This is a genomic window from Streptomyces antnestii (assembly GCF_004005495.1).
Classification (GTDB): Bacteria; Actinomycetota; Actinomycetes; order Streptomycetales; family Streptomycetaceae; genus Streptomyces; species Streptomyces antnestii.
On sequence record NZ_RZYA01000030.1, the window covers coordinates 76,610 to 101,883 of the forward strand.

21 protein-coding genes and 7 pseudogenes are annotated in these 25,274 nt (G+C 68.9%); 13 read left to right on the plus strand and 15 right to left on the minus strand.

Annotated elements, in window-relative coordinates; all coding sequences use genetic code 11:
• The first annotated feature begins 157 nt into the window (after nt 1-157).
• The 3 genes and pseudogenes from EOT10_RS38050 to EOT10_RS43385 all read left to right on the plus strand — a co-directional run bounded on the left by EOT10_RS38050 (nt 158) and on the right by EOT10_RS43385 (nt 2,109).
• Complete coding sequence (locus EOT10_RS38050; protein WP_189492641.1) at nt 158-1,330, plus strand: ricin-type beta-trefoil lectin domain protein; 1,173 nt, start codon at nt 158-160, stop codon at nt 1,328-1,330.
• A 316-nt stretch (nt 1,331-1,646) separates the two neighbouring features.
• Nucleotides 1,647-1,823: pseudogene (locus tag EOT10_RS43320) on the plus strand (IS256 family transposase); the annotation flags it as partial.
• Nucleotides 1,824-1,857: 34 nt separating this feature from the next.
• Nucleotides 1,858-2,109: a hypothetical protein gene (locus EOT10_RS43385; protein ID WP_488803557.1), complete on the plus strand. Its 252-nt coding sequence runs from the start codon at nt 1,858-1,860 to the stop codon at nt 2,107-2,109.
• On the opposite strand, the gene EOT10_RS42395 is transcribed toward EOT10_RS43385, so the two are convergent.
• On the minus strand, nt 2,025-2,252 hold the full coding sequence (locus EOT10_RS42395; protein ID WP_223281459.1) for a hypothetical protein: 228 nt from the start codon (nt 2,250-2,252) through the stop codon (nt 2,025-2,027). The two genes, EOT10_RS43385 and EOT10_RS42395, sit on opposite strands and share 85 nt — an antisense overlap.
• 662 nt (nt 2,253-2,914) lie before the next feature.
• Between EOT10_RS42395 and EOT10_RS38060 the strand changes: the two genes are divergently transcribed.
• The 3 genes and pseudogenes from EOT10_RS38060 to EOT10_RS38070 all read left to right on the plus strand — a co-directional run bounded on the left by EOT10_RS38060 (nt 2,915) and on the right by EOT10_RS38070 (nt 5,179).
• Nucleotides 2,915-3,364 (plus strand): hypothetical protein, encoded by a 450-nt coding sequence (locus tag EOT10_RS38060; RefSeq protein WP_127832953.1) that lies wholly within the window; start codon nt 2,915-2,917, stop codon nt 3,362-3,364.
• A 515-nt stretch (nt 3,365-3,879) separates the two neighbouring features.
• Nucleotides 3,880-4,008 (plus strand): annotated as a pseudogene (locus EOT10_RS42400) (polysaccharide deacetylase family protein); the annotation flags it as partial.
• Nucleotides 4,008-5,179: pseudogene (locus EOT10_RS38070) on the plus strand (YVTN family beta-propeller repeat protein). The pseudogenes EOT10_RS42400 and EOT10_RS38070, both read left to right, overlap by 1 nt.
• A 429-nt stretch (nt 5,180-5,608) precedes the next feature.
• On the opposite strand, the gene EOT10_RS38075 reads toward EOT10_RS38070, so the two are convergent.
• Complete coding sequence (locus EOT10_RS38075) at nt 5,609-6,721, minus strand: glycosyltransferase family 4 protein (protein WP_189492645.1); 1,113 nt, start codon at nt 6,719-6,721, stop codon at nt 5,609-5,611.
• A 51-nt stretch (nt 6,722-6,772) separates the two neighbouring features.
• On the opposite strand from EOT10_RS38075, the gene EOT10_RS38080 reads away from it, so the two are divergent.
• The gene (locus tag EOT10_RS38080; RefSeq protein ID WP_127832955.1) at nt 6,773-7,588 is read left to right on the plus strand and encodes a PIG-L deacetylase family protein; all 816 of its coding nucleotides are present in this window, start codon (nt 6,773-6,775) and stop codon (nt 7,586-7,588) included.
• Nucleotides 7,585-8,640, plus strand: a complete 1,056-nt coding sequence (locus EOT10_RS38085) for a lysylphosphatidylglycerol synthase domain-containing protein (protein ID WP_127832956.1) — start codon at nt 7,585-7,587, stop codon at nt 8,638-8,640. The genes EOT10_RS38080 and EOT10_RS38085 overlap by 4 nt, the downstream gene beginning before the upstream one ends.
• Here the strand turns inward: EOT10_RS38085 and mptB are convergent.
• The 3 genes and pseudogenes from mptB to EOT10_RS38100 form a co-directional block, all read right to left on the minus strand.
• Nucleotides 8,540-9,991, minus strand: a complete 1,452-nt coding sequence (mptB, locus tag EOT10_RS38090) for a polyprenol phosphomannose-dependent alpha 1,6 mannosyltransferase MptB (RefSeq protein ID WP_127832957.1) — start codon at nt 9,989-9,991, stop codon at nt 8,540-8,542. The two genes, EOT10_RS38085 and mptB, sit on opposite strands and share 101 nt — an antisense overlap.
• A 541-nt stretch (nt 9,992-10,532) precedes the next feature.
• Complete coding sequence (locus EOT10_RS42405) at nt 10,533-10,817, minus strand: hypothetical protein (protein ID WP_223281460.1); 285 nt, start codon at nt 10,815-10,817, stop codon at nt 10,533-10,535.
• A 155-nt stretch (nt 10,818-10,972) separates the two neighbouring features.
• Nucleotides 10,973-11,260: pseudogene (locus EOT10_RS38100) on the minus strand (SOS response-associated peptidase family protein); the annotation flags it as partial.
• A 353-nt stretch (nt 11,261-11,613) separates the two neighbouring features.
• Between EOT10_RS38100 and EOT10_RS38105 the strand changes: the two are divergent.
• Together EOT10_RS38105 and EOT10_RS38110 are read left to right on the plus strand one after the other, a co-directional pair.
• Nucleotides 11,614-12,387 (plus strand): IclR family transcriptional regulator, encoded by a 774-nt coding sequence (locus EOT10_RS38105; RefSeq protein WP_127832958.1) that lies wholly within the window; start codon nt 11,614-11,616, stop codon nt 12,385-12,387.
• The gene (locus EOT10_RS38110) at nt 12,384-13,226 is read left to right on the plus strand and encodes an SMP-30/gluconolactonase/LRE family protein (protein WP_127832959.1); all 843 of its coding nucleotides are present in this window, start codon (nt 12,384-12,386) and stop codon (nt 13,224-13,226) included. The genes EOT10_RS38105 and EOT10_RS38110 overlap by 4 nt, the downstream gene beginning before the upstream one ends.
• Nucleotides 13,227-13,285: 59 nt before the next feature.
• On the opposite strand, the gene EOT10_RS38115 is transcribed toward EOT10_RS38110, so the two are convergent.
• The 10 genes from EOT10_RS38115 to EOT10_RS38155 form a co-directional block, all read right to left on the minus strand.
• Complete coding sequence (locus EOT10_RS38115) at nt 13,286-14,374, minus strand: RNA-guided endonuclease InsQ/TnpB family protein (RefSeq protein ID WP_223281461.1); 1,089 nt, start codon at nt 14,372-14,374, stop codon at nt 13,286-13,288.
• Complete coding sequence (locus EOT10_RS43325) at nt 14,311-14,508, minus strand: helix-turn-helix domain-containing protein (protein WP_223281462.1); 198 nt, start codon at nt 14,506-14,508, stop codon at nt 14,311-14,313. Before EOT10_RS43325 ends, EOT10_RS38115 begins: the two co-directional genes overlap by 64 nt.
• Nucleotides 14,509-14,679: 171 nt before the next feature.
• Nucleotides 14,680-15,843, minus strand: coding sequence for an aldose epimerase family protein (locus tag EOT10_RS38120; RefSeq protein WP_127832960.1), 1,164 nt, complete (start codon nt 15,841-15,843; stop codon nt 14,680-14,682).
• Between the two features lie 54 nt (nt 15,844-15,897).
• Nucleotides 15,898-17,145: a multiple monosaccharide ABC transporter permease gene (mmsB, locus tag EOT10_RS38125; RefSeq protein ID WP_127832961.1), complete on the minus strand. Its 1,248-nt coding sequence runs from the start codon at nt 17,143-17,145 to the stop codon at nt 15,898-15,900.
• A complete protein-coding gene (gene mmsA, locus EOT10_RS38130; protein ID WP_127832962.1) occupies nt 17,142-18,692 on the minus strand; it encodes a multiple monosaccharide ABC transporter ATP-binding protein in 1,551 nt (516 codons plus the stop codon). Before mmsA ends, mmsB begins: the two co-directional genes overlap by 4 nt.
• A gap of 42 nt (nt 18,693-18,734) precedes the next feature.
• Nucleotides 18,735-19,844, minus strand: coding sequence for a multiple monosaccharide ABC transporter substrate-binding protein (gene chvE, locus EOT10_RS38135; protein WP_127832963.1), 1,110 nt, complete (start codon nt 19,842-19,844; stop codon nt 18,735-18,737).
• A gap of 120 nt (nt 19,845-19,964) precedes the next feature.
• Entirely contained in the window at nt 19,965-20,933 is a 969-nt protein-coding gene (locus EOT10_RS38140; RefSeq protein WP_127832964.1) for a hypothetical protein, read from the minus strand.
• Nucleotides 20,934-21,026: 93 nt separating this feature from the next.
• Nucleotides 21,027-22,031 (minus strand): zinc-dependent alcohol dehydrogenase, encoded by a 1,005-nt coding sequence (locus tag EOT10_RS38145; protein WP_127832965.1) that lies wholly within the window; start codon nt 22,029-22,031, stop codon nt 21,027-21,029.
• A complete protein-coding gene (locus tag EOT10_RS38150; RefSeq protein ID WP_127832966.1) occupies nt 22,028-23,185 on the minus strand; it encodes a mandelate racemase/muconate lactonizing enzyme family protein in 1,158 nt (385 codons plus the stop codon). The genes EOT10_RS38145 and EOT10_RS38150 overlap by 4 nt, the downstream gene beginning before the upstream one ends.
• Before the next feature lie 238 nt (nt 23,186-23,423).
• Nucleotides 23,424-23,717, minus strand: coding sequence for a hypothetical protein (locus EOT10_RS38155; RefSeq protein WP_127832967.1), 294 nt, complete (start codon nt 23,715-23,717; stop codon nt 23,424-23,426).
• Nucleotides 23,718-23,803: 86 nt separating this feature from the next.
• Between EOT10_RS38155 and EOT10_RS38160 the strand changes: the two are divergent.
• The 3 pseudogenes from EOT10_RS38160 to EOT10_RS42415 all read left to right on the plus strand — a co-directional run.
• Nucleotides 23,804-24,550: pseudogene (locus EOT10_RS38160) on the plus strand (zinc-binding dehydrogenase); the annotation flags it as partial.
• A 70-nt stretch (nt 24,551-24,620) separates the two neighbouring features.
• Nucleotides 24,621-24,859: pseudogene (locus EOT10_RS42965) on the plus strand (IS982 family transposase); the annotation flags it as partial.
• 96 nt (nt 24,860-24,955) lie between these two features.
• Nucleotides 24,956-25,274 (plus strand): annotated as a pseudogene (locus EOT10_RS42415) (transposase); the annotation flags it as partial.

The window sequence follows — 25,274 nt, forward strand, 5'->3', positions numbered from 1 at the left end:
TTCCGTGGCCGTCTTTTGTCTCCTTCTCGTCGCAGTGGCAGCCCTTCTCGGTACGCTGCCCCTCCAGCCGCCCGAAAAAGCCCTCCACTCCGGATCGGCTCCCCGGCACAACGGGTACGAAAAGCCGTCGCACTCCTGTATGCGAGAAATGATCGGCGTGGCTCACGAGGACGATGACCTCCTCTTTATCAATCCCCAGATTCAGGAGCTCATCACTGCCGGATGCCCCCTCGACGTGGTCTACCTGACCTCGGGGGACGGCGGGCACCCCTACAACCGAAGCCCCTACGCGAGGAGCCGCGAACTCGGCATGATCGCCGCCTATGCGGCCATGGCGGGGACCGGGCAGCGCACGGTCACCCGGACCCTCACGGTCGATGGTCACCACATCACCTCCTTCTCCCTGCGTGAACGACCCGAGATCCGGCTGTCATTCTTCCGTCTGCCCGACGGGCTTCCTACGGGGAAAGGAAGCTCCACCGACCGGCACGAGAGCCTCCTGAAACTTTTCCGTGGAGAAATCTCCAGCATCACCGCAGTCAACTCCTCCAGCCAGTACACGGAACGATCTCTCATCGCAACGATCGCCGGCCTGGCCAGGCGGTGGAAGACCGAGCGCATTCGTACCCTGGACTTCGACAATGCTTTCTTCGGCCACGCAGGTACACAAGGCGCGGACCACAGCGACCACGGAGTGACCGCGCGGTACTTCCGGATGGCGGGCTTCCCTCTGCAACTGCGCGGCGGCATCATCGCCTACCGCGGATACCCCATGTCGCTCCTGCCGGAGAACCTCGCACCGGAGCAGGCCCGGGCCAAACAACAGATCTTCGAGACGTACCTGCGCACGGTGCGCTGTCCTGGCCCGCACTGCAGCGCAACCCACTCCATCACCGCCACATACCGGCACTGGATGCACCGGCAGTACCCCCGCCCCCAGCAACATGCCCGCCCCGGCACCCTCATCTCCGCGACGGGCACCCCGGAGCTCTGCCTCGAGGTGACGAACAAGCAGCCGGGGACCGCAGAACGCGCCGTGCGGACCGCACGCTGCGACGGCAGGGCCCCACAGTTCTGGCACCGCTCTGCCGCGGGCCAGTGGCAGTCCCGAACGGCTCACGGAAGCTGCCTGGCCGCCGCGTCGTTTCCGCATGTCTCGCCGTGCGACAGCAACGCCCCCGACCAGCGGTGGCGGATGGCTTCCGGCGGACAACTGGTTTCGGGCGATCGATGTCTGATCCAGGATGACCCGGCACGGCGCGTGCCCCGTCTCCACCTCGGGCCGTGCCTGCCCGCGGCACCGGAGAACTCCTGGCTCTGGCGGCCGTGACCCGCCGGCGGTACAGGCCGCACGGTGTGCGATCCGGCTGGATCCGCCGGTCCGCCATTCGGCACCGCCCCAGCTCCTGCCTCGCCCGATCGCCGGCCGCACACGCAGGACCCCGTTCCTCACCCGGGCGCAAGGCGCCCGCTGGGACCGCGACGCTGGATGTGTGCGGGGACCGTCCTGAAGTTTGCGCATGCCCCGGTGTGACTGGTCTGGCGTGAGCTGTGCTCATCGCCGGGAAGGATCACGGATGGGCGGCAAGGACGAGCGGTCCCGCGACAGTTCGAACACCGTACGCAAGGGTGCCGAGTTGGCGAGACTGACCGAGGCGGACCGGGAGCTGGCCGTGCAGCTGGTGAACAGGGCGCGCAGCGAGGGCCTGAATCTGGTCGGGGAGAATGGGCTGCTCAAGCGGCTGGTGAAACTGGTTCTGGAGGGCGCGCTCGAGGCGGAGATGATCGAGCATCTCGGATATCGGCGCCCAGGTTCTGCAGGGCCTGATCAGCCCGATCGTGCTGGTCTACCTGCTGGTGCTCACCAACCGCCGTTCCCTGCTCCCGGCGGCGGCCAACAGTCCCCGCTACCGGATCGCCGCCACCGCCGTCGTGGTCGGTGTCGCCGGATTCTCCACCATCCTGCTTGTCCAGACCGTTCTCGCGGGCCTTGCACGCTGCCAGGGTGAACATTACGGCAGCAGTCACGCGGTCCAGGCGATACCGAGAGCCGAGTGGTGCGGGTGGAAGCCAGAAACCAGCACGAGAGTGGACTGCACGAGCAGGTAGAGGCCGAGCAGGACGAAGCCGACGCCGATCAGGCGCAGGGCCCGGCGCTGGCGGGCTCCGCCCGTGCCGGAGAGCTTCCAGATCACCACGGTCGACGCGCCGATCTCGATCAGGGAGTCCAGACCGAAGCCGGCCGGCGCCATGGAGCGGGGCGGAGACCGCGGCGATGGCCGACACCACGATGCCCACCACGTTCCAGTCCAGCGTGGCGTACCCCAGGACGAGGCCCCGGCGGAGCAGGTGCTGGCGGGAGATCTCGTTGCCCGTGGCCATGCCACGCTCTTGCCGTCGCGGTGTGGGCGTGGGCCGCAGGCTGCATCGCAAATCGGACGCGAACTCGGCGATGCGAGTAGCTCGTTGCGATCGCTACCACGCTCGCCACCATCACCTGGCTGGTGAAGTGGACACGGTACTGAGCTGACAGCAGCCCTGGTCGCACGTTCAGGACGGTCCGCGAACGTCTCCAGAGGCCCCGCGCCGATCTCCTGGTGGGCGAGCTCCTTCAAGGCAAGCCCGGCAGATGGCCACCCCGCCCTCGACCTGGCTGGTGCGCGACTTCTGACACGTGTCCTCGTGACGGAGGCGAGCGCCAGCGGGAAGCGAAAAAAGCAAGGTAAGAAAAAGTCACTGGCCTCCCGCCCGGGTGAGCTGCGGCTTTGCGTCAAACAGGTCCCTCTCTGAAGCGATTCTGACCACTTCCGAGTCGCCGCGCGGACGATCCTGGGCGAGCCTGTGGGGGTGCGTGATCGGCCCTGTGGGCCGTACGCGCTGCAGGGGGAAATCCGTCAACCTACGGGAGACCACCGTGCCTACCACTTTCCGCAGCCGCTGTGTCCGTGCGCTGGCCGCGGGCGCTCTGTCCGCCGGGCTGATATCGGCCGGATCGGCCGGAGCCTTCGCCGCCGGCAACGCGCCGACGCCGAGCGCCACGCACAGCAAGACGACGCCGAGCGCCACGCACAGCAAGACGCCGAAGACCAAGGCCTCGATCACGATCAAGGCCAACCACACGTCCGTCAAGGCTGGGCAGAGCGTCACGTTCACCGGTCGGACCAAGGGGTTGAAGTCCGGCACGAAGCTGGTTCTGCAGAAGCAGCACAACGGCAAGTGGACCACCCTGGGCTCGAGCACCACAGTGACCAAGAGTCACACCTACAGGCTGACCCACAAGTTCAGCACCAAGGGCACGCAGCACGTCCGGGTCTCGACGTCGGGCACGACGCACTCCCCCACGGTGTCCATCAAGGTGTCCTGACCGAGGCCGGGGCCGCAGCACACAACCGCAGACCCGCAGCAGGTAGAGGGCCGCCCGGCGCGCGCCCGCGATCTCCGGCCGCTCCCACTCCCGCGCGTAGCACGGGTCGGAGCGGCCGGTCGCGTGGCCTGCACGCTTCCAGGCGATTGAGCGGGGCCGGCGCATCCTCGCTGCCGACGGCAGAACGGCCGTTGCGGCGCGTCTGCCATCGTCCAGTAGACCAGCCTGGTGGTCAGGTCTCTCGGGTGCGGGCACGTTCACGGAACCATGGCCGTAAGGGGTCTGTGGGCCGGGGGAGTTCGTCACCCGTCCTTGCGGCCCTGCACACTCTCCAAATCAATTGACCGATTTTTCTGTCGGTCCGCCCTTAGCTTGTCAGGGGTAGCACGCCCGTCCCTCCCACCTGACGGGCAGCGCGTGTGCGGTGTCCGACCGTCGCTCGGCGCTGCGCGCGGGACTCGCGATGGCCGGTGCGTTCGCCGCCGCCTGTCCCCAGGCGGCTCCATCGCCTACAGATCCGCAACGGATCCGTTGTGAACATCCACTTCGGGTACGCGGATACGGCCGCCGCCCTACCCGACTTCCTCCGCCAACTCGACCGACGAGGTTTGCGCGCGGTGACCACCAGGGAGCTGCTGAGCTGATGCATCCCACGACCGTCGCCCGCCTACTGATTACCGGCACCGTCCTCGCCGCACTCGCCGGCTGCAGCAGCGCAATCCCACACAAGGACGAGGCCCTCGCCTCCAGGACCCCCTCAACCCCGCCCAGCAGCAGAAGATCCGGGTCCTGAGGGGCATGCCGCCTGTGCTCGACCCGAACGACCTCTACGCGGCCGACCGCCCGAACCAGCTCTCGCCGGCGGTCAAAGACTACCCGTCCCGCGTGTACGTCCCCAACACCAACTCCGACACCGTGTCAGTCATCGACCCGAAGACGTACAAGGTCATCAAGTCGATCCCGGTCGGCAGGCAGCCTCAGCACATAGTGCCGTCCTGGGACCTGAAGACGCTGTGGGTCAACGACGACCGGGGCAACTCGCTCACTCCCATCGGCCCGAGGACCGGCGAGGCGGGCAAGCCGGTCGCCGTGCATGACCCGTACAACCTGTACTTCACGCCGGACGGCAAGTACGCGGTCGTGATGGCCTCCAACGACCGGCAGCTGGTCTTCCGCGACGCCCACACCATGAAGGTGGTCAAGGCTGTCCCGGTCAGCTGTCACGGCGTCAACCATGCCGACTTCTCCATGGACGGCCGCTACTTCATCGTCTCCTGCGAGTTCAGCGGCGAGCTGCTCAAGGTCGACACCGAGAAGATGGCGGTGATCGGCCATCAGAAGCTGCCCCTGCACGGTGTCATGCCGCAGGACGTGAAGATCTCCCCGGACGGCAAGAAGTTCTACATCGCCGACATTATGGCCGACGGCATGTGGGTCCTAGACGGCGACACCTTCTCCAAACCGTCCCTCCTGCCCACCGGAAAGGGCGCGCACGGCCTCTACGTCAGCCGTGCCTCCCGCGAGATGTACATCTCCAACCGGGGCGAGGGCACCATCTCCGTGTTCGACTTCAAGGAGGACTGGCTGACCAAGAAGTGGCGCCTGCCGAACGGCGGCAGCCCCGACATGGGCGGCGTCTCCACGGACGGCAGGGTCCTGTGGCTGTCCGGCCGCTACAACTCCGAGATGTACGCCATCGACACCGCCACCGGCGAACAGCTCGCCCGCATCAGCGTGGGCAGGGGCCCGCAAGGCCTCGCGGTCTATCCGCAGCCGGGCCGCTACTCGCTGGGTCACACAGGCATCTTCCGCTGATGCACGGGCGCTGATCCGGGACTACCACCAGATGCACCACACCACGATCCGAGCTGCGGCCGTGTCCGGTGGGGATCGTGCCGAAGGCGGTGCTGGTGGTGTGCAAGCCGCACGAGGAGCGCCGCTCATACGCGACGTTCCCGAAGGCGCGGCCCGAGGTGGCGGTGTGCTCGTCGGAGCCGGTGGGGCTCGCTCAGCACGCGGAGGGGATCGGGATGCGGAGCTGGCCATCGACATGATGGCGGGCGCGCTGCACGATCGGTTGGCCGACAGCGGGTTCTGGTCCGGTGGACCGGCCCGGCCCGCAGCGGCCGCGAATGGCACCAGCTGCTGGAACTGTGTGCGCCGGCAGGAAGTTGGGGCCTTGACCCGGCGCGTTGTCCCAACCCTGGCGGCCTTGGGGGTTTCCCGCCGCGTCCCGGAACAGGGTCAGGGGGCGACCGCGTCGTAGCAGTGGGCGAACGCGCCGGTGACCACGGGCCAGGTGCAGGGGGTCGGCAGGGTCTCCCGGTTGTGGTCCGCCATGCGGCGGCGGGCGCCGGGGGTGCGGGCCAGCCAAACCAAGTCGTCGGAGAGCGCGGACGTCGAGGCGCGGCACAGCACCCCCTCGCGGTTGTGCCGGACGAAGTCGGCGACGCCCGTGTGGGCGCGCGCCAGGATCGGCACTCCACTGGTACGGGCCTCCAGGGCGGCGATGCCGAACGCCTCGTGGTTCGAGGCGTTGATGAACAGGTCGGCGTCGGCCAGCAGCCGCCGTACCTCGCCCGGGTCGATCCGGCCCGCGAGACGCACCCAGTCGGCCATGTCGTGCCGGTGCACATAGCGGCGCATGGCCGCCATGCACTGCCCGTCCCCGGCGACCGTCGCGCGCAGCGCCACGTTGCGGGTCGCCAGCCGCGGCTGCGCCGACCGCAGAGCCGCCAGCAGTTCCATCGGCTGCTTGCGGGGGACGAGCCGGCCGACCGAGACGACATGGACGCGGTCGTCGTGGCGGCTGTCTCGTGCCGGGCCGCGCCACAGGCCGGGGTCGATGCCGTTGGGGACCACCAGCGGCGTCAGGTGCGGCAGGGCCTGGCCCATCAGCCCGGCGGCCAACCGGCTGACAGCCGTCACGGCGAGCGGGGCGGACGGCCCGTTCGCCGTCCGCCAAAGGCAGCGGTAGAGGGTGCGCACCACGGGGCCCCAGGTGCTGTGCACCGTCACCACCGCCGGGATCCGCAAGCGTCGGACGCAGGCCAGCGCCGACCAGGCGAACGGCGACACCGCACCCACGTGCACGTGGACGGCCCGCGGCGCGAGGCCGGTCAACAGCCGGTCCAGTTCCCGCCCGGCCCTCGGGTGGACAGGCAGCTGGTACGGGATGCGTGCGGTGATCCTGTACACGGGGTACGGCCATGGCTCCTTCCCCTGGCCGGCGGCAGGCGTGGCGGTCGCCACTGCGATGTCCTGCCCGGACCGGTGCTGCGCTTCCGCCAAGGCGACGACCTGGCTCTCAATGCCCCCGGTGCGCGGCGCGAAGCAGTCCGAGATGTGCAGAATCATGCCTAATACATTCCGATTTATCCCGGTCCTTTGACGGGAGGGCACCTGGTGATGACTCATACGTGTGTGTTCTTTCACGCCCATCCGGACGATGAGGCGCTGCTGACCGCCGGAACGATGGCGAGGCTGGCCACCGAGGGCCACCGAGTGGTACTCGTGCTGGCGACCGCCGGGGAGGGGGGCCTCGCGGCGCCGGAGCACCTCGCCCGGGGACTGGGCGGCCTGCGCCGCGCGGAGGCCCGTGCGTCGGCACGGCTCCTGGGCTGCGCCCGGGTGGTATTCCTCGGCTACGGCGACTCCGGGCACGGTTCCCCGCCCCCCGAGGGGTCGTTCGCCGCGGCGGACGCCGACGAGGCGGCAGGGCGCCTCGCGGACCTGCTGGCCGGGGAGCGCGCCGCCGTCCTGACGGTCTACGACCCGGCCGGCGGATACGGCCACCCCGACCATGTGCAGGTCCACCGCGTCGGTTACCGGGCGGCCCGCCTCGCCGGGACCCCCGTGGTCTTGGAGGCGACCGTCGACCGCGACCTGCTGTTGCGCGGGATCCGGTGGGCCTCCTGGATCCACCGCCTCCCGCCCGGCTTCGACCGCGACGCCTTCCACCGCGCCTACGCACCCCGTGCGCAGATCACGCACAGGGTGCGGGTCGGGCAGCATTGGGCCGCCAAACGCGCCAGCATGGCCGCCCACGTGAGCCAGGCGGGCGGCGGCGACTCCGTACGGACCCTTGCCGCGCTGCGCCGTCTGCCCGCTCCGGTGTTCCGCCAAGTGCTGGGCACGGAGTGGTACATCCAGCGGGGCCTCCCGCCGGGCACCCGCCTGCACCACCCCCTGGCGGCGTTCAACGACGGTGGGAACCGGGCATGATGACGCCCCGTCGGCCCTCCGTGCCACGGCTGCTGGGCCTCGCCTCGGCGGCTGCGGGGACCGCCCTGCTGGTACTCGCCGTGCCGCGGGCCGCGGGCACACAGTGGTCGGCGGTCAGAGCCAGCCTCGGACAGATCGACGGCTCCCACCTCGCGATCCTCGGCGCCCTGGCGGGCGTGTGCCTGTGGGCCTACACGTACGTCCTCAGCGCCTCGCTGCCGGGCCTCACCCGCTCCCGGGCGCTGGTGCTGAACTGCACGGGGAGCGCCGTCAGCAACCTCCTGCCCGCAGGAGGTGCGGCCGGGGTGGCCGTCACCTACTCCATGACGCGTCGCTGGGGGCACCCGCCGCGGGCCGTCGCCGCGTGCATCGTCGTGACCGGGGTCTGCAACGTCCTGGCCCGGCTGGTGGTCTCCGTCGCCGGGGTGCTGGTGCTGGCCGGGCTGTCCGTACCGGGCACCGGCTGGGTCGCCGGCGCCGCGCTGCCGGTGGCGTGCCTGGCCGGCGGCGGCCTCTGGTTGCTCCGGCAGCCGCTCCGACGGGCCGTCAGACGCCGTACTCCCCCACGGCTGTTCCGGGGGTCCGTGGCCAGGGCCGTGGTGCGGATGCGCAGGTTCGCGCGGCGGTGCCGCCGTGACTGCCGTGAGGTGTGGCTGCGGTCGTGGCCGCGCCTGGTGGGTGGGATGGCGGGGACGCTGACTGCGCAAGGTCTGCTCTTCCTGGCCTGCCTGTGGGTGACGGGTGCCGGTAGCGGACTCGGGCCGGCGGTGGCGGTCTTCGCCGCCAGCAGACTGCTCACCCAGATCGGCATCACGCCCGGCGGCATCGGGATCACCGAGAGCGCAGCCGCGTTCGCCCTCGTCGCCCTCGGCGGAGCGCCCGCCGCCGTGGCCTCGAGCATGCTGCTGTACGCCGCCTTCACCCACCTGCTGGAGATCCCTCTGGGTTGTCTCACCGGAGCCTTCTTCCTGCTGCACGAAGGGCGGCGCGCCCGCCGCCCCGCAGCAGCCACCACACCGCGAGACCCGTCAGAGCCGCCAGCCCACCTGTGACGGCGGCGAGCGCGGACGGCCAGGTGGGGCCCAAACCGATCGGCATCACGACGAGGAACGTCGCCATGGTCGCGGTCTTCGCGACCGGGTGCCCCAACGTCCGCCACCCCACCGCAGCCAGCGGCACCAGGCCCCACAGCAAGTACCACACCTGTACCGCCGGCGCGCACACCACGACCGTGAGCAGCGACATTCCCGCGGCGTACTCGGCTCCCGTCCGGGGGGCCCGCCGCGCCCAGTGGGCCACGGCCACCGCACCAGCCAGCAGGCCGGCCGCCCGTGCCGCGGCCATCAACGTCCCCGTTCCGGCCCGCCAGCCGGCCGCCGAGGCCAGCCAATCCAGCAGCGCGCCCACGTCCGTGCTCGGCGAAAGCATCGCCGGCACGGAGGCGGGGGTGCCGAGCGTGCGCACCCACCCGAAGCCCTGTCCGCACAGGAGCACTTCCAGCAGACCTACGCCGGCGGCCACCACAAGGATCCCGGCCACCAGCCGGGCCCGGCGCGCCCAGCCGGTCCGGCCCGCTACCGCCGCCACTGCGGCGCACAGCAGCGCCACCCCGGCCGGCGCCTTGATCAGAACCGCCGTCGTCAGCAGGATGGTGCCCGTCACCCACCGGTCCCGGCGGAACGCCACGAAGCCCGCCATCATCGCGCCGAGCATCAGCGCGTCGTTGTGCGCACCGCCCACCAAGTGCAGCAGCACCAGCGGGCTGAGGGCGGTGGCCCACAGCGCCCCCGCCGCTTCGCGGGCCCCCGCCCCACCGATGTCGGCCGCCAGCCGCAGCACCGCTACGACCGCCAATGCCAGTCCGGCCATCGCCAGCAACCGCATCCCCACCGTAGCCGCCACCACGTGGCCCTCGCCCGTCACGGTCACCACCGCGCGTGCGGCGGCGACGAACACCGGCCCGTACGGAGCCGGGGTGTCGTGCCACACCCCGGGCACATTGGCCGACAGCGCCCCGCCCAGCGCATCCGGGCCCAGCCGGTACACATCCCACCCGCGTGCCGCCAACGCGCCCTCGGCGACATAGCTGTAGGCGTCGCTGCTGAAGAGCAGCGGGCACGGAAGCAACGGCAGTGACCAGCACACGAGGGCGGCCCGCTGCTGCCCGCGGCTCACCTCGGCCCCGTCGCGCAGGAGGCGGCCCAGCCACCACCACCCGGCCACCAGCAGCACCAGGCCGGCGTACGAGAGACCGAAGCCCAGCAGCATCTCCACCTGGCCGGGTCGTCCCCACACCCCGTCAGGAACGCCCAGCGGCAGCGCCCCGGCTCCCCAGCTGCCGGCCGCGACCAGCACGGAGCCCGCGGTGCCGAGCAGCAGCCAGCCCGGAGCATTGATCGTCACGGAGTGAGCGTAAGGAAGATCGCCCCGAGATCTCGCACAGTTTCCTCTGTGTCCGTTACGAATGGCCTGACATCGGCGCCTATGCGCGCAGCGTGCCGTTACTCAGGCGCCCGCCCGCCGCGCGGCCCCGGCCGCGCCCGTGCCGTGTTCCGCCGGACGTGACGAAGCTCCTCGGCTACGACTGGTGATTGTCGAGACCAACCAGGTAGTCGAGGAGCTTCGTTGCGGGTCATGGTGGCACCTGGGACGCGCCCCAGTACGAGCCTCATGTTCCTGCCCGACGAGCTGAAGCGGGCGGAAGCGGCGTTCGACGCGGCGCGCTCGACAGCGACGGCCGATGAGCGGGGGTGGCGGGACTTGCGCAGTACGAGCCGGTGCTTGATGCGCTGGAGACGTCCCGGGCTGCATACAAGATCGGGAACAGCGCGACGGCGCTCGGTGTGATTCTCGATGTGTTCGAGCGGCACCTGTCGGAGCTGGAGGATGGCTGTTTCGACGCAGCGTCCGGGGAGGCGACCAGGGTGGGGTCGGCACCGCTGGATCAGTTTTCGGAGTGCGGGATCTGCCGGTGGAGACGGCGGCCGTTGTGCGGGCGGCCCTCGACCGGATGGTGCACGACGGCACGGTGCCAGCGGATGAGCTGTGGCGAGCACTGGGCGTCATGGCCAAGCGGATGTTGTAGCTCAAAGAGCACCATCACCAGCAGTCCACGCACGTAGTCCCGCATCCGGCGTCGGGGTTCCACCCGGCCGAAGCAGGCCCCGACCCGCAGGAAGAGCTTCTCAAGTTCATCGCCCCAGGCGCTCGTGGGCACGTCATTGACCACGCCTATGGGCTGCTCAACCCACTGCCACTACATGCGGCGTGGGCACACGTTCGCGGGACGGTCCGCCAAGACCGTCCGGCAGTCATCCCCACCCCGCTACACTCCCCACACTCAAGCCGTTGACCAGCGGTAATGGAGAAGTCCGGCTGGAGTACTAGGAGCTGAGGGCTGTTGTTGCGGACGTTGTTGACGGCCGGGGAGACCGGCCGGGCGTCCAGATGCCCGCCGGCGGGCTGGGTGGGCAGCGTCCGCAATTCGTCCGGGTCTTGGTGGTGAGGGTCGAGCCACGCGTCGTAGTGGTCCACCGTGAGGGAAAGCGGCATACGGGGATGCACGCGGCCGGCCGCGTCGGTGGCCTCGGTGGTGAGGATGGTGCAGGTCATCAACCAGGCCGCAGGGTTGTCGTCCCGCTGGACCTCCGGGTTGCGCCAGTATTCGTACAGCCGACACCATGTGCCTCCCCACCCCAGAACCCACACCCCACCAGTGGGTTCCTGACAGGCGAACCCTCAGGTCCCATGAGCCCGCCGGCTTCGGGGCATGACAGCGGCCGGGCACCAGCGTTCCCACGAACGAAAACCCAGCTGGTCAGGGTGCGAAGCAAGCCTGCGGTCGGGCAGCGGCACGGAGGCCGGGAAACTCGGCGACCGCAGAGGCCGACGACGTTAGTCACCGCTCGCCACGGAGATACATACGGCAACGCACACCCATTGCCCGTCCAAGAGCACTGTGAGTAGCCTGTGTTCGCCATGCCGATCAACTGTTGAAATTTCGAACACAAGGGAGGGGGTCGGTTGTGGGACGACTCGTACCTGCCGTGACCCGAGCTCTCGACATTCTCGAGCTTTTCCTCGACGGGGACGGGACGCTCTCAGCCCCCGATATCTTGCGCAAGCTACAGTTGCCGCGCACGACGGTGCACGAGCTGGTCACCACGCTCACCGCTCGTTCCTACATCGTCCAGGTGCCGGGCCAGCCGGGCCGTTACCGGCTCGGCGTCCGCCCGTACCAACTCGGCAGCCGGTACGCCGAGCAGCTGGACCTCGCTGCCGAGGGCCAGCAGGTCGCCCGCTCCGTTGCCGTGACCTGCGACGAGACCGTACACGTGGCGATCCTGGAGGGCACCGACGTCATCTACATCGCGAAGGTGGACTCCACTCACGCGGTGCGCATGGTGTCCGCCGCCGGGCGCCGGCTGCCCGCCCACTGCACCTCCGTCGGCAAGATGCTGCTTGCCTCGCTCCCCGAGCCAGAGCTGACCTCGCGCATCCCCGACAGCGCGGAGCTGGTCGCGATGACCCCGAACAGCATCACCGAACCGTCCGCCCTGCGCGAGGCCCTCGCAGAGATCCGCCGCCGCGGCATCGCCGTGGAGTGCCGCGAGTCCAACCCGGACGTCAGCTGCGTCGCCGCCCCGGTGCGCGACCGCACCGGACAGGTCGTCGCTGCGCTGTCCATCTCCGTGCCGATGATCCGCTGGAGCGACGAGCGGCGCGGGGAGCTGGAGCAGCTCGCCGCCAAGGGTGCCGCCGAGCTGTCGGAGCGGCTGGGCCACCGGAGCGTGGGATGACTCTTGACGTGGCCGTCCGCGCGGAGGCTGCGCTCGGGGAGGGGCCCACGTGGGACACTGCCGCCCAGCGGCTGATCTGGGTGGACATCCTGGGCTCGCGGGTCCACACGTACGATCCCGGCTCCGGACGCCGTACGGTCATGACCACCGAGCAGCACGTGGGCGCGGCGAAACCCCGCGAGGGCGGCGGCCTGGTGGTCAACCTCCGTGACGGCGTGGGGCTTTACGGCGCGGACGGCTTCCGCTGGCTGCACCGGGAGGTCGCCCCGGGCCGCCGGGGCAACGACGCGGCTGTCGCACCCGACGGCGCGCTCTGGGCCGGCACCATGCGCTACGACGAGGCACCGGGCGGCGGCACGCTGACCCGGTTCGCGCCCGACGGCACCGCCCACACCTTCCTCGCCGACGTGACGGTGAGCAACGGCACCGGCTGGAGTCCCGACGGCCGGCTGATGTACTACATCGACACGCCGACCCGGCGGATCGACGTCTTCGATGTGGGCGATGACCAACTGCCCGTCAACAGAAGGGTGTTGGCGGTTGTGGATGAAGCCGCAGGCTTCCCGGACGGGCTCACCGTCGACGCCGACGGCTGTGTGTGGGTCGCGCTGTGGGACGGCGGTGCGGTCCGCCGCTACGCCCCGTCGGGCGCGCTGGACCGGGTCGTGGAGCTCCCCGTGCGCCGCCCCACGGCCTGCGCCTTCGGCGGAGCGGAACTGGCCGACCTGTACATCACGACAGCCCGTACGGGCCTGGAGGCGCCTCACCCGCTCTCCGGCTCGGTACTGGTGCTGCCCAACGCCGGGAAGGGGCTGCCGCAGCCCGTGTTCGGCGGTTAGCCCGATCCTCCGCACGTGCGAATTGACTTCCTCCCCCTCCTGAAGGGAGGGGGCTTCCCCTATGAGGGGGTTCGGCCGGTCGCCCGGCTTACGGGTTCCTGCTTCGCGGACCCGCTGGCGCCGAGGTCTCCACAGGCTGACACGGGCTGCCCGCCCGCGTGTTTGATGTTGACGGCCGCGTTCACGTCGGCGTGTGCGGTGTGTCCGCAGCCTTCGGCTTTGCACACGAAGACCGATTGGCTCTCTCGGTTTTCTTCGCAGGCGAAGCCGCAGGCGGAACACCTTTGCGACGTGTACGCGGGATTGACCTTCACCACGGTCGTGCCCGTGTACCGGGCGGCGCCCACGAGGGCGAGTTCGAGGCGGTGCCATCCCTTGTCGAGGACGGCCCTGTTCAGGCCCCGTTTCTGAGCGACGACGCGGGAACCCGGCGCCTCGATCGTGCCCGAGGCGGACGCGGACATGTTCTTGATCCGCAGGTCTTCCAGCACCACCAGAGCGTTCTTCGCGACGATCCGGGAAGCGGTCTGGGCACAGAAGTGGCCACGCCGGTCCGTGACCCGGCCCATGATCCGGTTCATCGCCGCCCGGGTCTTGGACCGGTTGGCGCTGCCCTTCTTGGTGCGGGCGAACTGCTGCTGAAGCCGCCGGTACCGTCCAGCCTGATCGGCGGTGATGAACTCCCGGTCGTGGAAGTCGCCGTCGGAGGTGACCGCCGCAACCTTGACGCCCCGGTCGATCCCGACCGCTGTGCCGGGCATCGCATGCTTCTCGGGTGTGACGGCCTGGTCGTCCACGAGGAACGACACAAACCAGTGCCCGGACTTCTTCGACACGGTCGCGGACCGGATCTCACCCCCCAGGGGGCGCGACCAGCGGAAGCGGACCCAGCCCAGCTTCGGCAGCTTCGCCCGGCCCCACTTACGGCCCAAGCGCTCCACGCTGATCTGCTTGGCATCGGGAAACCGGAACGAAGGCGACCAACGCACCTTCGACCTCCACCGCACCTTGAAGGTGCCGTGATCCCGGCACGCCCGGTCTAAATCCTTGAGTGTCTGCTGAAGCGCGTGCGACGGCGCGGCCTTCAACCAGGGGTGTTCCCGCTTGGCCTCGGCCAGCTCGGCGCACTGCGGCGCGAGTTCATCCACGCCCCACGGCGCCGGTACTCCCGGCGCTGATGGAGGCCGGTGTTCCACACCGACCGACAGACGTTGCCGAACTCCTCGCACATCTCCGCCTGTTCGGCCGTCAACTCAAGCCGATACCTGCGGCCCGACAGCATGAGAAACACCCCCCTCCAACTGATGTGATCAACATAGTGCCCGCCACTGACAACGCAGCGAACTCCGCCGCTGCGCGGCTCCGGCACGAGGATGAGCCAACCCCTCCCCGAAGGGAGGGGCCTGCGCTCAAGAATTCCGGTCACTGATGTACTTGCCCAGGTTCCAGCTGTTCAGCAGTCGAACGTGTGCACCGTGGTCGTGCGGTACGTCTGCCCCGGCCGCAGCACCGTCGACGGGAACGACGGCTCGTTCGGCGAGTCCGGGAAGTGCTGGGTCTCCAGGGCCAGTCCGTCGCCCTGCCGGTAGGTGTGGCCGGACGGGCCGACCAGGGTGCCGTCCAGGAAGTTGCCCGAGTAGAACTGCACGCCGGGCTGGTCGGTGAAGATCTTCAGGGTGCGGCCGGAGCCGGGGTCGCGCAGCGTCACCACGTGCTCGGGCTTCGCGGTCATGCCCTTGTCGAGCACGAAGTTGTGGTCGTAGCCCTTGGCGGTGACCAGTTGCGGATGGCCGATGCGGATGTCACGTCCGATCGGCTTGGGGTGGGAGAAGTCGAAGGGGGTGCCCTTGACCTTCGCCAGCTCGCCGGTGGGGATCAGGCCCGAGTCGGTCGGGGTGAACCGGCCTGCCGCCAGCCGGAGTTCGTGGTCGTAGATGCTGCCGCTGCCCTCGCCCGCGAGGTTGTAGTACGTGTGGTTGGTGAGGTTGACCACGGTGGGCTTGTCGGTGGTGGCCTCGTAGTCGATGCGCCAGTCGCCGTGCCTGTTCAGCGTGAAGGTGACCTTCGTCTTCAGGGTGCCGGGGTAGCCCATCTCGCCGTCGATGCTGGTGTAGTACAGGTGCAGGCCGACGTCGGAGCCGGCGGCGAACGGTTCGACGTCCCACACCTTGGTGTTGAAGCCCTTGGCGCCGCCGTGCAGGCTGTTCGCGCCGTCGTTGACGGACAGTTGGTACTTCTTGCCGTCGAGGGTGAACTGGCCCTTGGCGATGCGGTTGCCGTAGCGGCCGATGGTGGCGCCGAAGAAGGTGGTCCCCTTGATGTACGCGTCGAGGTTGTCGTAGCCGAGGGAGACGTTGGCGTACCGGCCGTGCCGGTCCGGGATCTCCAGGGACTGGATGATGCCGCCGTAGGACAGCACCTTCAATCGGGTGCCGCCGTTCTCCAGCGACCAGCGGTAGACCTTGGTGCCGTCGGCGAGCGTGCCGAAGAGCTCCTTCGCCGGCTTCCTGCCTTCCGGGGCCGAGGTGCCCGCCTGTGCCGTGCCCGTGCCGAGGGTGGTCGCGGCGAGGCCAGCGGCTGCGGCGCCTGCAATGACCGTACGTCTGTTCAGTTCCATGAGCGGCTCCTGCAAAAGGAGGGGCCCCGCCTTTCCGGCGGGGCCCGATCTGACTTACGAACCGGACTTGCGCTTGTTCCACACGTCGAAGCCGACCGCCACCAGCAGGGCCAGGCCCTTGATGACCTGCTGCCAGTCGGTGCCGACGCTGAGGAGGTTCATGCCGTTGTTCAGCACACCGAGGACGAGACCGCCGATGATCGCGCCGAGGACGGTGCCGACACCGCCGCTCATGGACGCGCCACCGATGAACGACGAGGCGATCGCCTCGAGTTCGAAATTCACTCCCGCTTTCGGCGAGGCCGCGTTCAGACGGGCGGCGACCACCAGACCTGCCAGGGCCGCGAGCACGCCCATGTTCAGGAACACCTGGAAGGTGACCCGCTTGTCCTTGACGCCGGACAGCTTCGCGGCCGGCAGGTTGCCGCCGATCGCGTAGATGTGGCGGCCGAAGACCGCGTTGCGCATCACGTAGCCGTAGCCGACCACCAGGACACCGAGGATGATCAGGACGATCGGGGCGCCGTTGTAGCTGGCGAGCAGCATCGTGAGGGTGAGGATCGCGGCGACCAGCGCGACGAGCTTCAGCGCGAACAGCCGCGCGGGCAGGACCGCGAGCGTGAACTCCTGCTGCCGGCGCCGGGCCCGTACCTCCTGCCACACCACGGCGACCATGAGCACGATGCCGAGGAGCAGTGTGAGGTTGTGGTAGTTCGTGTTCGGGCCGACCTCGGGCAGGAAGCCGTTGCCCATCTTCTGCAGCCCGTTGGGGAACGGGCCGAGGGTCTGTCCTTTGAGCAGGATCTCCGTCAGACCGCGGAAGAGGAGCATCCCGGCCAGGGTGACGATGAACGATGGTATGCCCAGATACGCGATCAGGAACCCTTGCACCGAGCCCGCCACCGCGCCCACCAGCAGGCACAGCACCAGGGCGATGGGCCAGGCGACATGGTGACTGACGGTCAGTACGGCGGCGAACGCGCCCACGAACGCCGTCAGCGAGCCGACCGACAGGTCGATGTGCCCGGCGATGATCACCAGCATCATGCCGATCGCGAGGATCAGGATGTAGCTGTTCTGCAGCACCAGGTTGGAGACGTTGCGCGGCAGCAGCAGGTCCCCGCCGGTCCAGATCTGGAAGAGGACGACGATCAGGCCGAGCGCGATCAGCATGCCGTACTGCCGCATGTTGCGGCGCAGGCCGTTCAGCATCAGCTGGAGCAGGCCCCCGCCGCCTGCGGCCGATCCGCTTCCGTCCGGTGGCGCGGGGGCCGGACTCTTGGCGGTTACATCCGTGCTCATCGGGTTACCTCTTTGTCCTTGGTCATCTGGCGCATCAGAACTTCCTGCGTGGCCTCGGCCCGCGGCACCTCACCGGTCAGCCGTCCCGCTGCCATCGTGTAGATGCGGTCGCACATGCCCAGCAGCTCGGGCAGCTCGGAGGAGATGAAGACGACCGCCTTGCCCTGGGCGGCCAGCTGGTCGATGACCGTGTAGATCTCGTACTTGGCGCCCACGTCGATGCCGCGGGTGGGCTCGTCCAGGATCAGCACGTCGGGACCCGCGAAGATCCACTTGCTGAGTACGACCTTCTGCTGGTTGCCGCCGGACAGCTTGCCGACCGGCTCGAAGACGGTCGGCGCCTTGATGTTCATGGACTTGCGGAAACCCTCGGAGACCTGCCGCTCCGCGTGCTCGTCGACCACGCCCCGCTTGGCGACCCTGTGCAGCGCGGTCAGCGAGATGTTGCGGTTGATGGTGTCGATGAGGTTGAGGCCGTAGTGCTTGCGGTCCTCGGTGACGTACGCGATGCCGTGCCCGACCACCTCGGCGACGGACTTCGTACGGATCTCCGTGCCGTCCTTGAGTACCGTGCCCGCCGCGTACCGGCCGTAGGTGCGGCCGAAGACGCTCATCGCGAGTTCGGTGCGGCCGGCGCCCATCAGCCCCGCGATGCCGACGATCTCGCCGCGCCGCACGTTGATCGAGACGTCGTCGACGACCTTGCGCTGCCGGTCGATCGGGTGGTGCACCGTCCAGTTGCGGATCTCCAGGGCCGGGGCCGCGTCCGGCTCCCCGTCGTGCGGGGTGCGCTCGGGGAAGCGGTGGTCGAGGTCGCGGCCGACCATCCCGGAGATGATCCGTTCCTCGGTGGTCTCCGCCGCCTTCACGTCGAGCGTCTCGATCGACCTCCCGTCGCGGAGGATCGTCACCGAGTCGGCGACCTTGCGGATCTCGTTGAGCTTGTGGGAGATGATGATCGAGGTGAGGCCCTGGTTCTTCAACTCCAGGATCAGGTCGAGGAGTTTGCCGCTGTCCTCGTCGTTCAGTGCTGCCGTCGGCTCGTCCAGGATGAGGAGCTTCACCGACTTCGACAGCGCCTTCGCGATCTCCACCAGCTGCTGCTTGCCCACGCCGATGTCGGTGACGCGGGTCTCGGGGTGCTCGTCGAGGCCCACCCGGCGCAGCAGCTCGGTGGCGTGCTTGAGGGTGTCGTTCCAGTTGATGAACCCGCGCGTGGCGTGTTCGTTGCCGAGGAAGATGTTCTCCGCGATGGAGAGGTACGGCACCAGGGCCAGCTCCTGGTGGATGATGACGATGCCGTTGTTCTCGCTCGCCCGGATGTCCTTGAAGCGGCATTCCTCTTCTTCGAAGAGGACCTCTCCCTCGTAGGTGCCGTGCGGATGGACGCCGGAGAGCACCTTCATCAAGGTGGACTTGCCGGCGCCGTTCTCGCCGCAGATGGCGTGGACCTCGCCCTGACGGACGGTCAGAGTGACGTCCGACAGCGCCTTGACGCCGGGAAAGGTCTTGACGATCGAGCGCATTTCCAGGACGGGTCCCGCCATGGTCGTGCCTTCCAGTCGGTTGCGGTCGGTGGGCTGCGGCGGTTACTTGAGCTGGGCGTCGGTGTAGTAGCCGCCCTTGACCAGCACGTCCTCGTAGTTGGTCTTGTCCACGCTCACCGGCTGCAGCAGCATGGCGGGGACGACCTTGGTGCCGTTGTTGTAGGTCTTGGTGTCGTTGACCTGCGGCTTCTTGCCGTTGAGGGAATCGTCGACCATGGTCGCGGCGACGTCGGCCAGCTTGCGGGTGTCCTTGTAGACGGTCTGTGTCTGCTGGCCGGAGATGATCGACTTCACCGAGGCGAGTTCGGCGTCCTGGCCGGTGATGACGGGCAGCGGCTTGCCGGAGGAGCCGTAACCGTCCGACTTCAGGGCGGCGAGGATGCCGATCGAGATGCCGTCGTACGGCGAGAGCACCGCGTCGACCTTGGCGCTCGAGTACGTGGAGGTGAGGATGTCCTCCATGCGCTTCTGCGCGGTGGCGCCGTCCCAGCGCAGGGTGGTGACCTGGTTGAGCTGGGTCTGCCCGGACTTGACCACCAGCTCCTTCTTGTCGATGTACGGCTGCAGCACGCTCATCGCGCCGCCGAAGAAGTACTTGGTGTTGTTGTCGTCGTTCGACCCGGCGAACAGCTCGATGTTGAACGGGCCCTTCTTGCCGCTGTCCAGACCGAGCTTGTGCGCGATGTACGTACCCTGCAGCACGCCGACCTTCTCGTTGTCGAACGAGGCGTAGTAGTCGACGTTCTTGGTGCCGAGGATCAGCCGGTCGTAGGCGATGACGGGGATCTTCGCGGAGGCGGCTTCCCGGAGGACGTTGTTGAGGGACTTGTTGTCGATGGCCGCGATGATCAGGCCCTTGACGCCCTGGGTGATCAGGTTCTCGATCTGCGAGACCTGAGTGCTCGGGTCGTCCTCGCCGTAGACGAGCTTGGTCTTGTACCCCTTGGCCTGGAGGTTCTTGACGACGTTGTTGCCGTCGTTGATCCAGCGCTCCGAGGACTTGGTGGGCATCGCGATGCCGATGGTGCCGCCCTTGGCGCTGCCCGACTTCTCCTTGCTGCCGCCCGAGCCGCTCTGGCCGCAGGCGGACAAGGTGAGGGCGAGGGAGGCGGCTGCGGTTATGGCGGCGAGGGCTGCTCTGCGATTACGCATGATCATCATCCTTGATGTGTGTGCGGGGCTCGGTCTCGCGAGGGGCGACCGGCAAAGAGGTGGGGGATTGTGTGCGGCGACATCGACTTTTGTGACGTGTTCGGGGGTTTGTCCGGAGCGTTATGAGGAGGTGGCGAACCGCTTGAGCGCACCCGGCAGCCGCGAGCCGAGCGGTGCCATCTCGCCGTCCGCTCCGTGCCGCGCGAGCAGGTCCAGGGCGAGCCGGCCGCGCCGCACCCGCTCCCGGGCGGTCGCCAGCGTCACGTCGCGCAGATGGTGCCCGTACGGGTAGATCGCGGGCGCCTTGGACAGGCCGAACTTCAGGTAGAGCGGTGCGCCGCGCCGGATCAGCTCGGCGACCTCGTACATCCGGACATAGCCGCCGAGGTCGTCGGGGGCCTCGATGTACATGTCCATGGGGGCGGCGGAGACTCGCCGGATCTCGGTGAGGTGATCGAGCGTCAGATCGCTCGGCACGTTGAGCGAGTCGGCGCCGAGGTGTTCGTACACGGCGTACGAGGCCGGGTTGACAGGCCCGATCAGTGCGGAGACCTTCAGGGTCGTGTCCGGCGGGATGATGCCGGCCTCACGCGCCCGGTGCAGGGCCCACAGCACGCCCTCGTCGGCGACGAGCAGACACTTGACGCCCAGCTCCGTTGCCCGGACAGCGTCTTCGGCACAGCCGGCCACCGCGTCGTGGCCGCGGGCGCGCAGCCCGCCGCCGCGTGAGTCGGTACGTACGGAGGCGCCGATGTCCCAGGTGCCGCGCGGGCCGGTGAACAGGCAGAGCTCGATGTCGCGCTCACCGGTGGCCTCGACCATCTCGGTGATCTCGGCGTCGGTCAGCATCCACACACCGCTGCCCTGGCTGACCCGGTGGATCGGCACATCGAGCCGCGAGGACTCCTTCAGGACCACGGCCAGGGCCTCGGGCCCTTCGACGGACGGCACTTCGGTGCGCCAGCGGCCGCCGCCCGGGAAGGTGTGCGGCGAGGCGTCGGCGGGAGAGGGATCGGGCGCGCCCAGGCCGAGCGCGGCGAGCGCCTGCTGACCGGGTCGGCGGGCTGCCGTAGGGGGAGCGTCGGTCACAGCTGTCCTTCACGTTCGATATTTCGGACAAGGTTCGTGACTTTGGGTATACGCCGGTACGAAGCGTCAGGAGTCTTCGTACCGGCGTACTGATCAGGGGCGGAGGAGGACTTTGCCGACCTTCGGATCGCCGGACCCCACCAGTGCGATGGCCTCGGGGAACTCGGCGAGCGGCAGCTCGTGCGTGACCAGGGGCAACGGGTCCAGCAACCCGGCGCCGAACACCCGCACCGTGTGCGCCCAGGCCTTCGGCGGCGCCCCGAACACGGTGTGCACCTCCAGCTGCCGTACGACGAGATCGGTGGGGTCGAGCCCTTCGGCGCCCGGCGCGGGGATACCGGTGAGTACCAGACGCCCGCCGCGCCGCAGCAGCGAGGCCGCGGTACGGGCCGCCGAGGCCGACCCGGCGGTTTCGATCACCACGTCGAAGTCGTCAGGGAGCTCCTGGTCCTTCGTACGGAAGTCGGTGGCGCCGAACTCCCGCGACAGTGCGGCCCGGTCCGGGCGGGTGCCGACCACGAGCAGCTCGGCCGGAGAGCCCGCCCTGAGGAACTGGACCGCGAACATCCCGAGCGTGCCGGTGCCCACGACGGCCACACGCTCGCCCGGCCGGGCGTTCGCCTTCAGCGCGGCGGCCGCGATGCAGGCGCCCGGTTCGAGGAGGGCGGCGGCCGTCAGGTCGGCGTCGTCCGGCAGGACATGGAGGAGCCGCGCCGGAAGCGTCAGCGTGGCGGCCATCGCGCCCGGCCGGGTGAATCCGGTCTCCTCGTATCCCGCCGTGCACAACGTCGTCTCGCCCGCGTGGCAGCGGTCGCAGACCTGGCAGCTGCGAAAGCCCTCGCCGACGACCTTACGGCCGACGAGCGCCGCGGGCACACCGGCGCCGACCTCCTCGACGGTCCCGGACCACTCGTGGCCGGGCGTCAGCGGGTAACGGACGTACCCATCGGGCCGGTTGCCCTGGTAGACCTCGCGGTCGCTGCCGCAGATGCCCGCCGCGTGGACGCGGACCAGGGCCTCACCGGCGGCCGGAGCCGTCGGCTCGTGCGCGATGATCCGGTGCTCGCCCGGCCCCTCGATGACGACGGCCGTGCTCACTGCGTGCCCTTCGGCTTGCGCTGCTCCCAGCCGTCCGCCCACAGGTCGAACCGGGCCTGCTGCTGGGGGAATTCGGCCGCCGCGTCGGTGTCAAGCTCGACGCCGAGTCCGGGCGCCTCGGAGAGCTGGAAGTACCCGTCGACGACCTGCGGTGCCCCCTTCACGACCTTCTTGATCTCTGCGTCCGCGAAGTCGTTGAAGTGCTCAAGGATCTTGAAGTTCGGGGAGGCGAAGCCGACTTGGAGGGAGGCGGCGGTGAGGACGGGCCCGCCGACGTTGTGCGGCGCGACGAGCACGTAGTGCGCCTCGGCGGTGGCGGCCAGCTTCCGCGTCTCCCAGATGCCGCCGATGTGGCCGACGTCGGGCTGGATGATGTCCACCGCCTGGCTCTCGAAGAGCTCGCGGAACTCGATCCGGTCGTGGATGCGCTCACCGGTCGCCACCGGGATGTCGACCTTGGCGGCCACCTTCTCCAGGGCCTTCAGGTTCTCCGGCGGGACCGGCTCCTCCAGCCAGGCGGGCTTGAAGGGCGCGAGCTCGCGGGCCAGACGAACGGCGGTGGCCGGGGAGAAGCGGCCGTGCATCTCCAGCATCAGCTCGGCCTCGGGGCCGATCGCGTCCCGCACGGCCTCGATGAGGGAGACGGCATACAGGCTCTGCTCGTGGTCCAGCTCGAAGTGACCGGTCCCGAAGGGGTCGATCTTGAGGGCCTTGTAGCCGCGCTCGATCACCCCCTGGGCGGCCTTGTGGTACGCCTCCGGGGTGCGCTCGGTGGTGTACCAGCCGTTGGCGTAGGCCTTGACCTTGTCGGTCACCTTCCCGCCCAGCAGCTGCCACACCGGTACGCCGAGGGCCTTGCCCTTGATGTCCCAGCAGGCCATCTCGATGACGGCGATGCCGGACATGACGATCTCGCCGGCCCGCCCGTAGTCGCCGTACTTCATACGGCGGACGAGGTCCTCGACAGCGAACGGGTCGGAGCCGAGAATGTGATGGGCCTCCGCCTCCCGCAGATAGCCGATCAGTGCGTCGGTGTGGCCCAGCATCCGGGTCTCGCCGACTCCCGTGAGCCCTTCGTCGGTGTGCACCTGGACGTAGGTCAGATTGCGCCAAGGCGTCCCGACCACGTGTGTGCTGATTCCCGTGATGCGCACGGCAGTTGCCCCCTGTGCTCTTCGGTCCTGTTCGAAATTTCGTCACCCGTTCGAAAAGCTGGCGTGACAGTAAGGATGTCGCCCCTGGGGTGTCAATGGGTCGAACGGAACCGCCCTCGATGGACTTTGGCGGCATGCCGCTGCTCCTCTCGCGCGTGGCACGCCGAATCGCTTGCGCGGCGCGCCGGAACACGACATTCCCTGCACAACTGGGTGTGGTCCCGGTGTGTACGGCAGGTCAAAGGACCCGCAGCAGGACGCCGGGAAGCCGAGTGGAGGTTGCGCAGAAGTCGGTGCCTGGGGTGAGCGGGAGGCTGGCGTGGACCGAGCCGGCCAGGACGATGCCTTCGGCCCGAAGAGCGATGTCCTGGGCGGGCAGGCGGTGCGTCAGCCAGACCAGGGCCTTGAGCGGGTCACCGAGGATGTCGCGTCCCTGCCCCATCGCGGCCACTGCTCCGTCGGCCGTCGTCGTGATCTGTTCGGCTCTCAGGTCCCAGGCCGGATGAAAGGCAACGGGGGTGCCGGTGATCACGCGGGCGCAGGCCGCGTTGTCGGCGATGGAGTCGACGAGTGTGATGCCCAGCTCGTGAAGACGGTGTCGAGGACCTCGAACGGGAGGTAGCGGCGGGTGCCGGGGCTAGCTGCACGCACGCGATCGGTGCCCGCCACCTCGCCACCCGCGGAGGCTACGTCGAACAGGCCGTCGCGCCGATCGAGCAGATCCTTCCCTTGCCCAGCAGCCTGTCCGCCGTCGCCGCGGTGACGCTCGGCAGTGCCGGTGCGGTGGCCCACTTCGGGCTTCGCCACGCCCATTTCGCTCCCTGGGAGACGGTCTTGGTGCGTGGCGCGGCCGGCAGCATCGGGATCATGGCAGTGCAACTCGCGGCTCGCGGTGGTGCCGCCGCGGTGGCGGTCACGACATCGTCGGCCGAGCGCGGCGAGCGACTGCGCTGTCTCGGCGCGACCCACGTGCTGGATCGCTCCGGCCACGGAGGGAAGGAGGCTCCAGTGGGCTATGACGTCATCATCGACATTGTGGCCGGCAAGGACATGCCGTCGTTCTTCGACAGGCTCAACCCCAACGGCCGCATGGTGGCCGTGGGCGCTGTCGCAGGCCAGCCGCCCGCGGACTTCGGCACGAAGATCATGGCGGCGTTCCAGAAGTCGATGTCCTTCGCCGCTTTCAGCGCAGCCACCGTCGCCCAAGCCGACTTGCGTGCCGTGCGCAGCGAGCAGTTCGCCGCAGCCAATCGCGGCGAGATCGAAACAGTGGTGCACGAGGTGCTGCCACTGGACAAAGCCGTGCTGGCGCACCAGAAGATGGCCGCGGGTGAGGTCTTCGGGAGGATCGTGCTGACACCGTAGTCGAAGGTATCCACGCCGGGATTACCGCGATCCCCTGCGCAGTCGAGGCGAGGGAGTCCAATGTCGGTGCGTGAAGACAGACTTGGACTCCCTCGCAACCGCGCTCTACGTGAAGACCGATGATCTGTTGAAGGGTTCGCCGCGTCTCGGGCCACGGCGGCCAGCCGTGGGCATTGCCCGCAGCTCAGCGATGCCGAGTTGGTGACCCTGGCGATGATGCAGGCCATGCTCGGCTTCACCTTTGAAGCGCGGTGGCTGCGGCACGCTCATGCCCACCTGCGGTACCTGTTCCCCTACCTGCCCAAGCAGTCCGTGGCTACACTCACGACTTCGGACAGCACTTACTGGCTCTAACAAAAGCTGTTGATCATGTGGCTGTTGGCTTGTCGGGTCGTTGGTCTGTTCATGGGGAAACGTCAGTCGCGGCCCTGGATCGTGTCGGACGAACTGTGGTCGCTCATCGAGCCGTTACTGCCCAAGCCAGGTCGGAAGCTGGTCGAGGGCCGACCGCGGGTACCGGACCGGCAAGCGTTGTGCGGGATCCTGTTCGTGCTGCACACCGGCATCCAATGGGAGTAACTGCCACAGGAGTTGGGGTTCGGATCAGGCATGACCTGCTGGCGGCGTCTGGCCGCGTGGAACGAGGCCGGCGTGTGGGACCAACTGCACGCGGTGCTGCTGAAGGAACTGCGGTCGAAGAACCAGCTGGACTGGTCGCGGGCGG